This window comes from Ekhidna sp., from assembly GCF_965247405.1.
Classification (GTDB): Bacteria; Bacteroidota; Bacteroidia; order Cytophagales; family Cyclobacteriaceae; genus Ekhidna.
In genome coordinates this window covers 3,045,468-3,059,348 of the sequence record NZ_OZ252014.1, presented here as the reverse complement: position 1 = coordinate 3,059,348, position 13,881 = coordinate 3,045,468, and the positions used below count along the sequence as shown (strand labels likewise).

12 protein-coding genes are annotated in these 13,881 nt (G+C 42.7%); 7 read left to right on the top strand and 5 right to left on the bottom strand.

Annotated features, from left to right (window positions below; all coding sequences use genetic code 11):
- Positions 1-17: 17 nt before the first annotated feature.
- Positions 18-1,250, top strand: a complete 1,233-nt coding sequence (locus ACP14Y_RS14145; RefSeq protein ID WP_424963586.1) for a M48 family metallopeptidase — start codon at positions 18-20, stop codon at positions 1,248-1,250.
- Here the strand turns inward: ACP14Y_RS14145 and ACP14Y_RS14140 are convergent.
- Both ACP14Y_RS14140 and ACP14Y_RS14135 read right to left on the bottom strand, forming a co-directional pair.
- Positions 1,247-2,314: an NAD(P)H-dependent glycerol-3-phosphate dehydrogenase gene (locus tag ACP14Y_RS14140; protein ID WP_424963585.1), complete on the bottom strand. Its 1,068-nt coding sequence runs from the start codon at positions 2,312-2,314 to the stop codon at positions 1,247-1,249. The two genes, ACP14Y_RS14145 and ACP14Y_RS14140, sit on opposite strands and share 4 nt — an antisense overlap.
- Positions 2,292-3,965 (bottom strand): 1-acyl-sn-glycerol-3-phosphate acyltransferase, encoded by a 1,674-nt coding sequence (locus tag ACP14Y_RS14135; protein WP_424963584.1) that lies wholly within the window; start codon positions 3,963-3,965, stop codon positions 2,292-2,294. Before ACP14Y_RS14135 ends, ACP14Y_RS14140 begins: the two co-directional genes overlap by 23 nt.
- 65 nt (positions 3,966-4,030) lie before the next feature.
- Here ACP14Y_RS14135 and ACP14Y_RS14130 point away from each other — a divergent pair, with 65 nt between their 5' ends.
- Together ACP14Y_RS14130 and ACP14Y_RS14125 are read left to right on the top strand one after the other, a co-directional pair.
- On the top strand, positions 4,031-6,160 hold the full coding sequence (locus ACP14Y_RS14130; RefSeq protein ID WP_424963583.1) for a T9SS type A sorting domain-containing protein: 2,130 nt from the start codon (positions 4,031-4,033) through the stop codon (positions 6,158-6,160).
- Between the two features lies 1 nt (position 6,161).
- Positions 6,162-7,136: a polyprenyl synthetase family protein gene (locus ACP14Y_RS14125; protein ID WP_424963582.1), complete on the top strand. Its 975-nt coding sequence runs from the start codon at positions 6,162-6,164 to the stop codon at positions 7,134-7,136.
- On the opposite strand, the gene ACP14Y_RS14120 is transcribed toward ACP14Y_RS14125, so the two are convergent.
- A complete protein-coding gene (locus ACP14Y_RS14120; RefSeq protein ID WP_424963581.1) occupies positions 7,137-7,877 on the bottom strand; it encodes a tryptophan-rich sensory protein in 741 nt (246 codons plus the stop codon).
- Positions 7,878-7,988: 111 nt separating this feature from the next.
- Between ACP14Y_RS14120 and ACP14Y_RS14115 the strand changes: the two genes are divergently transcribed.
- Both ACP14Y_RS14115 and ACP14Y_RS14110 read left to right on the top strand, forming a co-directional pair.
- Positions 7,989-8,447, top strand: coding sequence for a thioredoxin family protein (locus tag ACP14Y_RS14115; RefSeq protein WP_424963580.1), 459 nt, complete (start codon positions 7,989-7,991; stop codon positions 8,445-8,447).
- A 51-nt stretch (positions 8,448-8,498) separates the two neighbouring features.
- Positions 8,499-9,686, top strand: a complete 1,188-nt coding sequence (locus ACP14Y_RS14110) for a phosphoglycerate kinase (RefSeq protein WP_424963579.1) — start codon at positions 8,499-8,501, stop codon at positions 9,684-9,686.
- A 109-nt stretch (positions 9,687-9,795) separates the two neighbouring features.
- Here ACP14Y_RS14110 and ACP14Y_RS14105 read toward each other — a convergent pair whose 3' ends face one another.
- Together ACP14Y_RS14105 and ACP14Y_RS14100 are read right to left on the bottom strand one after the other, a co-directional pair.
- The gene (locus tag ACP14Y_RS14105; RefSeq protein ID WP_424963578.1) at positions 9,796-11,682 is read right to left on the bottom strand and encodes a RecQ family ATP-dependent DNA helicase; all 1,887 of its coding nucleotides are present in this window, start codon (positions 11,680-11,682) and stop codon (positions 9,796-9,798) included.
- 37 nt (positions 11,683-11,719) lie between these two features.
- Complete coding sequence (locus tag ACP14Y_RS14100) at positions 11,720-12,961, bottom strand: MFS transporter (protein WP_424963577.1); 1,242 nt, start codon at positions 12,959-12,961, stop codon at positions 11,720-11,722.
- A 117-nt stretch (positions 12,962-13,078) separates the two neighbouring features.
- Between ACP14Y_RS14100 and ACP14Y_RS14095 the strand changes: the two genes are divergently transcribed.
- On the top strand, positions 13,079-13,648 hold the full coding sequence (locus ACP14Y_RS14095) for a DUF2975 domain-containing protein (RefSeq protein WP_424963576.1): 570 nt from the start codon (positions 13,079-13,081) through the stop codon (positions 13,646-13,648).
- A gap of 3 nt (positions 13,649-13,651) precedes the next feature.
- Positions 13,652-13,879 carry a helix-turn-helix domain-containing protein gene (locus ACP14Y_RS14090; RefSeq protein WP_424963575.1) on the top strand — a complete coding sequence of 76 codons (228 nt, stop codon included), beginning with the start codon at positions 13,652-13,654 and terminating at the stop codon, positions 13,877-13,879.
- Positions 13,880-13,881: the final 2 nt, after the last annotated feature.

Here is a 13,881-nt window from a genome sequence, read left to right as displayed (position 1 = left end):
GTCCCTTAATTTGTGGAATGACCGAACAAACGATCTTCACAATCCTGTTGGTGATTATCACCTTTGATTTTACGCTGGAGCGAATACTGAATTATTTAAACAGACAAAGTGCTAAAAAGCCAATTCCAAAGGAATTGGATGGTATTTATGATGAAGAACGTTATGCCAAATCTCAAGCTTATCAAGCGGAAATATCGAGATTTGGCACCTTCTCCGCTGCGTTTAGTTTTGTGATTTTAATCCTGGCAATCTACAATGGATGGTTTGGGATGCTGGATCAGTGGATTCGTACCTTCTCCCCATTAAGTCTTGTTTCCCCATTGGTATTCTTTGGAATACTATTCATTGCTTCCGACCTCATCAATACACCATTTTCGATCTATCGGAATTTTGTCATCGAAGAGAAGTATGGATTTAATAAGATGACTGCTAAAACCTTCATTCTCGACAAGATCAAGGGCTACATCCTCACCATCATTATTGGTGGACTTTTGCTAGGCGTACTGATCTATTTTGTCAATGCCATCGGGAGTGATTTCTGGTACTATTTCTGGGCAGTAATGACGACATTCGTCCTTTTTGCCAATTTTTTCTACACTTCACTCATCCTTCCGCTTTTCAATAAACTGACACCCATGGAGGATGGTGAATTGAAATCATCCATTCAATCCTATTGTGAAAAGGTGAGTTTTCCTTTGAAGAACATTTTCATCATGGACGGCTCTAAGCGATCCAGCAAAGGCAATGCATTTTTCAGTGGGCTTGGTAAGAAAAAGAAAGTCGTACTTTTTGATACGTTGGTGGAGAAGCATTCCATTGAAGAACTAACGGCTGTCTTCGCCCATGAAGTCGGTCACTATAAGAAAAAGCACATCCTCTTTACCACCATCTTCAGCATTGCCTTAATGGGATTTATGCTGTTCCTTTTCTCGCGCATGGCATACAGTGCTGAAGTGAGCTGGGCGATGGGTGGCCAGACTTCTGCTCTGCATTTAAACCTGCTAGCATTTGGAATACTGTACTCACCGATTTCTACTATCCTGGGAATCATTGGGAATGTGATCTCCCGTAAAAATGAATATGAAGCAGACGCCTATGCGAAAGAGACGTTTGATAGTGCACCATTAGTCACCGGTTTGAAAAAAATGAGTGCAGATCATTTGTCAAACCTGACTCCACATCCGGCCTATGTTTTTGTGCATTATTCTCACCCTCCTTTAAAGGAGCGAGTGAAAGCATTAGAAGCTTAGTTACCACCTAAAAAATCAATCTCTGCCCTAAAAGGAAAACTCATCAGGTACGTGTGAGCCTCCTGTATGGTCATCTGATCATGGATGATCTTGTAAAGGGTTTCCGTGATTGGACATCTTACTTTGTAGGATTCAGCCAGCTGATTCACAATATTGATGGTTTTAATTCCCTCGGCCACCTCCTCCATGGATTCGATGATTTCATCAAGTCCTTCTCCTTTCGCCAAGCGGTATCCGACAGTGAAGTTTCTACTCAGGTTTGATGTGCAGGTAGCGATCAAATCGCCCACCCCAGCCAAACCAAGAAAGGCCTGCGCGTTACCACCGAGTGCCTGCCCGATGTAAACCATCTCCACAAGCCCCCTACTGATAAAAAGCGACTTAGCATTTTCACCCAAATCCATTCCAGCGATGGTACCTGCTCCCACTGCTATGATATTTTTCAGGATCCCGCAGAGTTCAATCCCAATCAGATCACGGCTACCATAAATCATGAAACGATCATTTTTCAACAAACGCTGACCAATCTTTACCACCTCATCAAAGTGAGAAGCCACCACTGTGGCCGCAGGCTTGCGCTGATCCAACTCCCTGGCCAGGTTGGGGCCTGCCAGGCATCCTACCCGCAGCACGGACGTCTCTTCTTTGATGACTTCAGAAATGGTTTTTACGTGCTCACGTGTGAGCGGATTGTTTGCATTTATTTTTTGATTTTTAGGGACGAACAGATCGAAACCCTTAGTTCCATGAATAAGGACATGATAAGGTCGAAGGTGGGCAGCCAACTTTATGATCATATCCCTAAAGTTGGCAGAAGGAACCATCGGGAATATTACTTCACACCGCTGAGGAACTTCTTCCAGGTTATTCGTCACCTCAATATTTTCATGCAACTTTTGACCAGAGCTCACCCGCTCTTTGGCAATTTTCTTAGTTTTTTCAGGATCACGAACATACAAAATCACGCTGGCCTCATTTTCTGCCAGAATATTGGCTACAGCCGTGCCGAAGCTTCCGGCTCCAATAACCCCTACAGTCTCTTTAGATAAATTTTTCGAGCCCATAGCCATTCATTCGGTTGTGATAATAGTACAATGTATTTGTATCCTGCACGATGATTTTATCACCTTTTCTTATTAGTGGACGCTGATCATGATAAAGACCTACATTTTGCAAACCATGCTCAATCGCATCTGTTGCTTTTTCCTTCATATGATCAGCCATATCCACTTGTCCTTTCTTATGGATTTTCTCCAGCTTGGTCCTAAGCTTTTTAAAGTTATCCTTAAACTCCCCATAGTCCAGAACCAAATCTTCATCTGGCAACCTTAAGACACTGTAAAGGTCCAGTTTAGGGTTCTTTCGTTCCAGCATTTTGAAAGCCGTGTAGGCAACCAGGTGACTGGCAAATACCCGATTATATTTATGGTACTCTTCCACGATCCGTTTTGACAATACGCGCACGTATTCCTTCTCACGCTGCGCATCGAAGGTGATTTTCTTATCTCTGAGGAAATAATCTTTTACATTGATCGCATTACCATTTTTATCAAAACTCTTGCCAGCATCGTCTACATAGTTGCCCAGAATATCCATCCCTCGCCCAATATTCACTGAGATATCAGATCCCTTTGTGAAAAATTTGAACATGAATGTACCAAGTTTGTAAGAAGTAGAAAACTCATCAGCCTCCACGTAATAGCGTTCTCTGCCTGTCCTTTTCAGGTAGTCTCGGATCAGAGATGGTGCCTCCAGAGTGAAGTGATAGTTGATAACTACGGGCACAATAAAAACCTTTCTTACATCCTCATTTTCTCCTGCATTTAGATAAAGCTCTCGTTGAGCCTCGATCGCTGTTCCAAGTAATCCCGTTCGTAAATTCGTTTCAATCTCGCCTGAACGGGATCGTGTGCCTCCAGGAAAAAACAATGAGTGACATCCTTTTTTAATGGCATTCCTGGAATACGTTTTCAAAGTCTCCAGATAGATGGGATTCTTCTTCCGTCTATCGACCTTATAAGCTCCCAGACTATTCATGAAATAGGCTAAAATCTTGATATTAAATAGGTTAAGTCCTGCGCCATATATAAATGGAGGAAGCCCAAGGTACTGAATAGCCCATCCGATCAGGATTGAGTCAAGGTTACTGAAATGCGTGGGAACCATTACTACAGTGCCTTTTTTGGCTAATGATCTAATGTGTTCAGTTTCTCCTATTACATGGATTTTATCATCCAAATCCAGCTGCCGACTGAACAATGACAGCAACCCTTTAACTCGTGCTGCATTAAGCAAACGAGCAAAACCGAACGTAATAAACTTTTGAGCAAACTGGTAGGCTGATCGCTTAAAGCTTCCGGCAATTTCCTGCGTATATCTGTTGATAATTTCACTCAAAAGTTCTTTTTCGAGTGCAATAGCCTTTTCTTTTTCATCCGGGTTGATATCCAGCAAACGCGCTTGCATGTTTTTCCAATAAACACGCTCATCGGGTGGGTCTACACGCCACGGGTTGGCTTTCATCCGAAGCTTCTCACGATGAATTGTCATTTCTATCTCTTCTCTCAGCGATCCACCTTTCCCCTCAATCAGGTGATTGTATGTTTCAGCCGTCACCTCATCGATGAACTCTTTTCGATCCCTGGACAATTTTACAATTGGCCATTCATTTTTATTTGGGACAATTTCTGAATGCCTAACTTTCTTTCTACCCATTAACCTCAATTAGAAATTGGCGGAAAGATAATTGGATTTAATAAGTTTGGGATTCGAAATTGAAGATGATGACCCGCCTCATTCTAATTCTCTTCTCACTTTGCACAGTGTATAGCTCGATGGGCCAATACAGTGTAGCCAGGCAATGGAATGAAGTGATTTTAGAGGGAATAAGAAATGATCTGGCCAGACCCACAGTACATGCCAGAAATTTATTTCACCTATCAGCTGCTATGTATGATGCATGGGCCATCTATGACGAAAAAGCCTCCCCTTATTTTTTAGGTAATCACTGTGCTGTTTTTGAAATAACTGCTCCCCCAAACAAGACGGAGGCTGTGGAAGAAACGTTGAGTTATGCCGTTTTTAGGCTTATCAACCATCGTTTTAAAAATTCACCCGGAAGCCAGCATACGTTGCTGCTGGCACATGACCTAATGGAAGAATTGGGTTATGACATTGATTATTCATCTGAAGCCTATTGGAATGGTTCACCTGCCGCATTAGGAAATTATCTTTCCTCTTGCATCATCAGCTATGGCCTCAACGATGGAGCAAATGAGCAAAATGATTACGCCAACGAGTATTACGAGCCTGTAAACGAGCCATTGTTTATCCATCAAAGTGGAAACCCTACCATTTCAGACCCTGATAGATGGCAGCCACTAACACTTGATTTCTTTATTGATCAAAGTGGGAATCCCTCTGACAATACTACTCCTGCTTTCCTAAGCCCGGAGTGGGCAAATGTAAAACCCTTTGCACTTCAAGAAGCCGACGCAACAATCAAACAACGAGATGGGCATGAATACATTGTATATCATGACCCGGGATCACCGCCATCAATTGATAGCGAGGCATATAAATGGGGGTTTTGTCTGGTTAATGCCTGGTCCAGCCACTTAGACCCTTCAGATGAAGTGATGTGGGATATTTCACCAAAAAGCATTGGAAACATCCAGTCTTACCCGAATTCCATGGATGATTACGGATCTTTTTATGACCTGGAGCAAGGTGGAGATGCTAGCATTGGGTGGCCTGAGAATCCGATAACCGGTTCGCCATATGAAGAGCAGCTAGTGCCCAGGGGTGATTATACCCGGGTCCTGGCAGAATTTTGGGCTGATGGCCCGGACTCTGAGACCCCTCCCGGTCATTGGTTCACAATTCTAAACTACGTCAATGACCACCCACAACTTGTGAAAAAGATCGGTGGAAGCGGAGACGTAGTGGATGCGCTGGAATGGGATGTGAAGACGTATTTTACACTTGGAGGGGCGATGCATGATGTCGCTGTGAGTGTCTGGGGCATCAAAGGATGGTATGATTATGTTAGACCCGTATCAGCTATTCGATATATGGCTTCAAAAGGTCAATCCAGTGACCCTTCCCTTCCGGGTTTTCACGAAGAAGGTTTACCCTTGATTGATGGATTTGTTGATGTAATCACGAGCACGGATGATCCCCTGGCCGTGGACGAAAAAGATGTAGGTAAAATCAAAATAAAAGCGTGGAAGGGTCCGCTATTTATTATCAACCCAGAAAGCGATGCTGCGGGTGTTGACTGGATCCTTGCGGAGAATTGGTGGCCCTATCAGCGTCCTTCGTTTGTTACTCCTCCATTTGCTGGATACGTTTCAGGGCATTCAACTTTCAGCAGAGCCGCATCAATCGTATTGGAGGAGTTAACGGGTAGTGCATATTTTCCAGGTGGAATGGGTGAATTCCACGCTCCAAAAAATGAATTCCTGGTATTTGAAGAAGGTCCGAGTGTAGATATTGTCTTGCAATGGGCTACTTATCGTGATGCTGCAGATCAGTGCAGTCTGTCCAGGATATGGGGTGGAATACATCCTCCGGCTGATGATATTCCAGGCAGGAAGATTGGAAACATCATAGGTGAACAGAGTGTTGCTTTTGCTATGGAGTTTTTCAATGGAACGAATGATATTAAGTCGGAAAATCCTACAATCATCACGTATCCCAACCCGTCAACCAAACTTTTATTTATACAATCCACAAATTCTGAGCAATTTAGCTTCGAGATATACGATATTCACGCCAAACTTGTATTCCGTCAAACCAAAGAAACCAATCAATCAATTGTAAATATTGAATCATTGAACAAGGGGATGTATTTGATAAAGGTTCATACCTCTTCCAAAACCATCACCACAAGGTTCATCAAAAACTGATATGTCCTTAAAGCTATCTGACATCCAAGCGCCAGTGAATAATGAAATGGCAGAATTTGAAAAGAAATTCCGCCAGTCCATGAAAAGTAAAGTCATGCTTCTGGATAAGATAACCGGGTACATTGTGAGGAGAAAGGGTAAGCAAATGCGGCCACTCTTTGTTTTCCTGAGTGCAGGCGCCACCGGTCAGATCTCAGAATCTACATACAGAGGAGCTGCCCTCATCGAATTGCTGCACACGGCTACACTAGTACATGATGATGTGGTGGATGACGCCAACAAAAGACGTGGGTTTTTCTCTATTAATGCGCTTTGGAAAAACAAAATTGCGGTTTTGGTAGGTGATTTTCTTTTGTCCAGAGGGCTCATCCTGTCCATGGAAAATGGAGATCATGATTTACTCCGAATCACAACAGAGGCTGTAAAGGAAATGAGTGAGGGTGAGTTATTGCAGATGGAGAAAGCTCGTAAGCTGAATATTAATGAAGAAATATACTATGAAGTGATCCGACAAAAAACAGCCAGTTTGATTACTTCTTGCTGTAAGGTTGGCGCGGCTTCTGCAGGTGCAGATAAAGAGACGATTGAAAAAATGGGTGAATTTGGCCTGGCAGTAGGAATGGCATTTCAGATAAAAGACGATCTTTTCGATTACGGAACCTTTGAAATTGGTAAACCCAGGGGAATCGACATCAAGGAGAAGAAAATGACGCTTCCGCTTATTTATGCCCTAAACCAGGCTTCAAAACTTGAGAAAAGACGAATAAAAAAACTGGTAAAAAGGGCGGAGAAAAAGCCCAAACTAGTGCATGACGTCATTGATTTTGTGAAAGCCTCCGGTGGAATTGAATATGCAATTTCAGTAATGGAAAGCTTTCACCAAAAAGCCAAAGACATCCTTCAAACCCTCCCTGAATCGGCTTATCGCAATTCATTGGAAGATCTGGTTCAGTTCACCATTGAGCGGACAAAATAGTTATCTAAAGACCATACTTCTGATCCCTTCAATGATCAGAATTACCAAAACGAGGATCATGACTGCCGCTGCAGCTCCCGCCACTTCAGGAGTTCCGGTTTGCCTTTCGGTAATGCCATAAGCAGCCCATGCCACTACTCCGCCAAAGATTGGATCCCGATACCTGATCACCATTACAGTGGCAATGGCCCCAGCAAGTGCCAGCTCCACAAACACCCATACTGTTTTGGTCATGATCCAATTGTCCATTCCAATCACAGACTGCTCCACACTAATGTTGGCTAATGTCGCCACTGTAATCCAACCGAAATAGAGGCTAAAAGGAACCCTGACAAAAAGTTTGTCCCAAAAACCGGCAATTTTTCCAGGTAAAACATGCCGGTAAATTCCAATGAGTGAACCCAGGATCACACCCATTAAAATAAGTGCCAGAGTGATAAGCTCGTAGTGCCATGCAAAGATCCAGAGTGTGTTTGCTGCACAGTTTACTACAAAGTGCCTGTTGATGCGATCAAACGTCTTGTTATCCCGGTTTCTGGGTAAATATTGATAAATCACATAGGCTATCAGAAAAACATAGATCACTCCCCAGATTGAAAAAGTAAAACCTGCCGGAGTGAAAAGTGTAGGGTAGGCTTCAGACACCTCTCCTGTTGTTCTACCCCCGATCGGAAGGAAGTTGGCTAGAAAATTAACAATCAATACAACTACCAGCGAAAGGATAGGGATTATTCTCGACATACTGCAAATTTACCAACCAACCAGTTAGTATTCCGATTGTTAGACATGTATAGCGATACAGCAAACAATACCATTACCTTTAATTATATTTACTTTACCTAAAAATATTTTATGTTAAACCTAAAAATCACCATAGTCCTCTTTGTCGTTATCATTTCATCTTCTTTGGCTCAAGACACTCTAAAGTTTACAGATCTGAAGAGATATGATCATAAGATTGATTCATTTGAGGAAAAGGCGAAAGCAGAAAATAAAAAGATACTCTTGTACTTTTCAGGCGATGGGTGTCGTCCATGCGAAAGAATGAAAAAAGAAGTATTTACTGATAAATCCGTGGTGGAAGCTTATGATAATGTGATCCTATTAAATACACATTTAATCATGAAGCCGTATCCTATGCCAAGTAAGATTCATAGGAAAGTCAATAAATATCATATTAAGCTTCGCAGGGAATTTGAAACGGAAAACGAGTATCCAACCTTTTGCTTATTTAGCCCAGATGGAGATTTGATAGCCAAAAGAAACTCGATGACTGTTGAGGAATTCATTTCATTTGCTCAGATGGAATAGCCTTAAAATAGCTTCTCACTTCTTATGTTTGCGATCGCAAACGACAGAAGCATGAAAACCATCGAAGATTACAATTTTCAAGGAAAACGATCATTGATCCGGGTAGACTTTAATGTCCCGCTGAATGAGGATATGAAAGTGACGGATGAAACTCGTATCAATGCAGCCATCCCAACATTGAAGAAAATTTTAAAAGATGGTGGATCATGCGTGTTGATGTCTCACCTGGGCAGGCCTAAAAATGGACCGGAAGATAAATTCTCACTACGACACATTATTCCCAGTCTGAGTGAAAAGCTAGGAGTTGAAGTGAAGTTTGGGGGTGATTGCATTGGTGAATCTGCCAATGAGCTTTCCAGACAACTACAAGGTGGTGAAGTGCTTTTGCTCGACAATGTCAGGTTCTATAAGGAAGAAACAGCCGGTGATGAGGCATTTGCTGAAAAGCTTTCCAAACACGGAGACATTTATGTTAATGATGCATTTGGAACAGCGCATAGAGCGCACGCATCCACTACTGTCGTGGCAAAATATTTCGAGAAAAAGTACTGCGGGTATGTAATGAGTGCGGAGCTTGAAAACGCTCAAAAAGTACTGAAAAAAGCTGATAAGCCTTTTACCGCCATCATGGGGGGAGCCAAGATTTCTGACAAGATCATGATCATAGAACAGTTGCTGGATAAAGTGGATCACCTGATCATTGGTGGGGGCATGAGTTATACCTTCTTCAAGGCAATGGGTGGCCAGATCGGCAACTCGCTGGTTGAAGAAGACAAACTGGACCTGGCGAAAGAGCTGATCCAAAAAGCAAAAGAAAAAGGCGTAGACCTTCAGCTACCTAAAGACTCCATCGTCGCTGACGATTTCAGCAACGATGCGAACACTCAAACTTCAGATAATTACGCCATTCCAGAGGGATATATGGGATTAGACATTGGCCCTGAATCCAGAGAGGTTTTTTCCACAATCATTGAAAACTCTAAAACAATCCTTTGGAACGGCCCAATGGGAGTATTTGAGATGGGTAATTTCGCCGAAGGCACGAACACGATTGCTCAAGCAGTAGTAAAAGCAACCGAAAATGGAGGCTTCTCGCTGATCGGAGGTGGTGACTCTGCCTCCGCCGTGAACAACCTGGGCTATGGTGATAAAGTCTCTTACGTTTCTACCGGAGGTGGGGCTTTGCTAGAGTATATGGAAGGAAAGGTGCTGCCAGGTGTTGCAGCTTTGGAGGGGTAAAGAAAATTGATTTTTTAAAACGAACTAATTCCTCCCTTGAGGGAGGTCAGGTGGGTGATGCTGGATTATTCAAACAATTCACCCCCTATCCCCCTCAAGGGGGAAATAGCTATGTCAACGAAAATTTCCCTCCACTCTCAATTACCTTCTTATCATCAATGAGAATGCGTAAAGCCTCCATGATCTGATCCTGAGTGTAGCTGGCGAGGAGAGCCCGTAGCTCCGACATATTACGGGGAGACTCCAACACTTCCTCCACTTTTTCCACAGGTATTTCGCTGGCTTTCAGTTTCTTCTTCTTTTCCAAGTCATTATCACAAATACCACAAGTGATCGTCGTTTCCTCATCAAAGTACCGCTGAAATATCTGTGTACGACAATCGTTTGTTTTTACATAATCAATTACCGAATTCGCTTTTTCCAATGCCAGTTTTCGCCTCCACTCAATTTGCTTGTTGTCAATAGGTAACTTCTCCGGATCGAGACGAGGCGTTAAGAATGTAATCGTCGCGGAATCCATTGCAGGCTGGTAGTCAATTACCTCACTATCATGGAGAAACTTCAGCCATTTCCTGACTTGAACTTTATCAGTCTTAAGCAGCGAACCAATGTCCTTCTCCTTGATTTTTGCGTATCCAGCGAATACTTCGCCACCATATAGCCGTAGGAGTGTTTTAATTACAGAATCAAGTTTCGGGTTGGCTATTTGAAATTTATAGGTCTCACTTTTATCCATTAAAAAAGTGATCTTCGATTGTTCGTAAAACCCTTCTGTCATTTGAATGAGCCCCTCATCTGTCAGCTTTTTGAGGGCTGCATACGTTTCGACCACAGGTAGATTGTAGGTGTTTATGAATTGCTCATAATTAAATGGAAAGCTGGACAGGGCATGACTCCCGATTGCCATCTTAAAGAAATTTGCCAAAGCCTGATATGTCCGCTTGATCTGCTCAAGGCTCACCACTGACCTACTCGTCCGCTCCTTCAGTTCATCAATATCCTGATCGTGGTACAGTGCCACTGCATATGCCTTTCTTTCATCTCGCCCTGCACGCCCGGCTTCCTGATAATATGCCTCGAGTGAATCGGGCAAATCCATGTGTATGACCGTACGTACATCCGGTTTGTCAATCCCCATACCAAACGCATTGGTAGCAACCATCACTCGTGTTTTATTATTAATCCAGGCGGTTTGCTTTTCCGATCGATCAAGCCCAGTTAGTCCAGCATGATAATGATCCGCAGAGATTTGATTTCTACCAAGCATATCAGCAATCTCCCGGGTTCGTTTTCTACTGCGCACATATACGACTGAGGAGCCCGGAACATTACCGAGAATTTCAAGCAGCTTCCCTTCTTTATTCTCGAGCCGAAAAGCAGAGTACGATAAGTTGGCACGTGCAAAACTCTTCTGAAAGACCTGCACGTCTTTCATCCCGAGCTTATCAAGAATATCATCTTTTACTTCCTTGGTTGCAGTGGCCGTCAATGCAATTACCCGCTCCACTTTGACTGCTTCCATAAACTCAGCAATTTGCATGTATGGAGGACGAAAATCATACCCCCACTGAGAGATACAATGAGCCTCATCGATTGCCAAAAGGCAGATGTTCATTTGAGCAGCACGTTCCAGAAAAATCTCCGTCTTTAAGCGCTCTGGAGAAACATATAGGAATTTAAAGCTGCCGTAGATACAGTTGTCTAGCGTAATATCAATCTCTCTGCGACTCATTCCGGAGTAAATGGCTGCAGACTTTATCCCTCTTCTCTGTAGCTGATCCACCTGATCTTTCATTAAAGAAATTAATGGAGATACGACGATACAAATTCCCTCCATAGCCATGGCTGGCACCTGAAAGCAAATGGATTTGCCTCCTCCGGTTGGTAGCAGTGCCAGTGTATCTTTTCCATCCAAAACAGACTGGATAATGTCTTCCTGAAGCGGACGAAATGATTCATACCCCCAGTATTGCTTTAGTATTTCTGATGGATTCACATAGCTAAGTTATTGGCCTTTTGACAAGCATCAAATTTTATCTTTTACTGTGAAGGTGATACCTCCATGCCGCCCAGCATCCTGCCAAGGAGAAAGCTGCAAGCACCAAAAAAACGAATTGATGACCCTGTTGTCCAGGATTATTGTCCAGAATAGCTCCAACCATTACTCCTGCAAATACATCCGGGGTAAAACCTATGAATGATGCCAGACCTACTGCGGTACCGGTAAGATGTAAGGGAATTTTACCCTTTTCCATCACCGCAAAATAAAGTGCCCGTGCTGCATAAACACCTCCTGCAATGGTAAAAACTGAAACCAGAAACAGCGATAGGATAGAGTGACCCAATCCACTGACAAACCATAATGAACCAGCAATGCAAATGATAAAACTGATAATCAACCAGCGAGTGATACTATGCCTATCTGCAATAAATCCGACAGCTACTCCTGCAACAGGTCTCATAAACAAAAGGAATGTCCCGATCTGCGCTGAAGTGATTTCATCATACTGCAATACCTCCCTTGCGTAAAGCGAGACTACATCTGTTGTTTTGTACCCAACATAGGCACATAGGATGATAGCCATCAGCAGCCAGACAGATCGTAACTTCACTACCTCCTTTACCAATTTTAAAGAGAGATGATCGACCTTCTCAACTCTATCTTTCCGGGTCTTTAAAAAAAACCAAATCAATCCTCCGATTATGGTGATCACTACACAAGATCCATAAATGGCCATGCGGAAAGCAGCTCTGGTTTCTTCCAGCAATGCATCGGTGGTTTCTGCCAATGAGTTTGCAAATAGAGCGACTGAAAAGACTCCAAATAAGGCTCCAACCAGTCCCCTGCCTCCATCTAAAATCCCGAAGGTCTTTCCCTGATCTTTGGTGCCTCCCCAAATACGGGCGGCCTTGATCATGGGTGACCAGAAAAGGAAGATAGTGCTGAAGCCCCAAAAACCATATAAAATCTGTAAGATGAAAAATCCGGGAAAATTAGCATACACAAATCCTCCTATAGCGGTACTCCAAAGAGAAAAGGCAATCAATTTTCTGGGCTCAAAGCGATCGGCAATCGGGCCACCAAAGAGATAAGACCCCATGGCTACCAGCCCATAAGCAGTAAAGCACAACCCTAACTCGGTATTGTTGATCTGAAATACTTCCAGTACGGTTGCTCGAAACACCCGCTGCAGCACGAAAGGCAATACGAAAATAGCTTCACCTGCCAGGATGAGCAGTGCCAAGTAGATCCAGTTGGTTTTTGTGCGATTCAAAACCAGGATAAGATAGGTTAATTCTAAATACTCTTAAATAAGAGATAAAATATCTTCACTATAAATTATTGTTTTTAAATAATTAATTATATAATTACGTAAATTAATTATCTTAAAATGAATAATAACCTATTGAGATTAGCAACTTTTGCTGCTCGCATTATACTAGCGCTAGATATATTACTGGGTTTAATACTTGTATTTTTCATGATCGCCTGGCCTTTGGAACTTTCGTTTCTAGAGAAAATTCATATGGTGCAAGACTCATCCATTTTCACATTTGAGACGGAGATGACAACTGATAGAGGTGTTCCACTAACCCCGCCATTAAGTGAATTTGGTGCGTATTACTTTTACTTCACATGTGTTAGAAGCTTGACGATGGTCGTGATTCTTTTTAGGATTATTCAATTATCAATACGCATCATCAAATCCATTTCGAGTGTAGAAACCTTTCGATTTGAAAATGTCTTTTCATTCCGAAAAATGGGACAACTATTTCTAATTTGGTTTGTCGTAGCAATTCCCTCAATAAAACCTTTAACTGAATTCGGTGAAACCATCGGTTTAACCATGACCGCCTCGCTAGACCTTAAGTACGCATTATTCGCCCTGGTATGTTTTGTCTTAGCGGAAATCTTTAAAGAGGGAAACAAATTAATGGAAGAGAATAAACTAACTATCTGAGCCATGCCAATCATTGTAAACCTTGATGTCATGATGGCGAAGCGAAAAGTTCGTTCGAAGGACCTGGCACAGCAGCTGGGCATCACAGAAGCTAATCTTTCCATTTTAAAAACAGGCAAAGCAAAAGCCATGCGATTTACTACGCTTGAAGCTCTATGTGAGGCACTCGATTGTCAACCGGGAGATCTTCTGGAGTACCAGCAACCAACTGTAAATGAGGGTTCGTCGTGACC

What these genes read in the sequence shown, in the direction of transcription:
- ACP14Y_RS14125 (WP_424963582.1), top strand. Translation starts at nt 6,162, where the DNA reads ATGTCCTTAAAGCTATCTGACATCCAAGCGCCAGTGAATAATGAAATG.
- ACP14Y_RS14140 (WP_424963585.1), bottom strand. Translation starts at nt 2,314, where the DNA reads ATGGGCTCGAAAAATTTATCTAAAGAGACTGTAGGGGTTATTGGAGCC.
- ACP14Y_RS14145 (WP_424963586.1), top strand. Translation starts at nt 18, where the DNA reads ATGACCGAACAAACGATCTTCACAATCCTGTTGGTGATTATCACCTTT.
- ACP14Y_RS14135 (WP_424963584.1), bottom strand. Translation starts at nt 3,965, where the DNA reads ATGGGTAGAAAGAAAGTTAGGCATTCAGAAATTGTCCCAAATAAAAAT.
- ACP14Y_RS14115 (WP_424963580.1), top strand. Translation starts at nt 7,989, where the DNA reads ATGTTAAACCTAAAAATCACCATAGTCCTCTTTGTCGTTATCATTTCA.
- ACP14Y_RS14090 (WP_424963575.1), top strand. Translation starts at nt 13,652, where the DNA reads ATGCCAATCATTGTAAACCTTGATGTCATGATGGCGAAGCGAAAAGTT.
- ACP14Y_RS14095 (WP_424963576.1), top strand. Translation starts at nt 13,079, where the DNA reads ATGAATAATAACCTATTGAGATTAGCAACTTTTGCTGCTCGCATTATA.
- ACP14Y_RS14120 (WP_424963581.1), bottom strand. Translation starts at nt 7,877, where the DNA reads ATGTCGAGAATAATCCCTATCCTTTCGCTGGTAGTTGTATTGATTGTT.
- ACP14Y_RS14110 (WP_424963579.1), top strand. Translation starts at nt 8,499, where the DNA reads ATGAAAACCATCGAAGATTACAATTTTCAAGGAAAACGATCATTGATC.
- ACP14Y_RS14130 (WP_424963583.1), top strand. Translation starts at nt 4,031, where the DNA reads ATGATGACCCGCCTCATTCTAATTCTCTTCTCACTTTGCACAGTGTAT.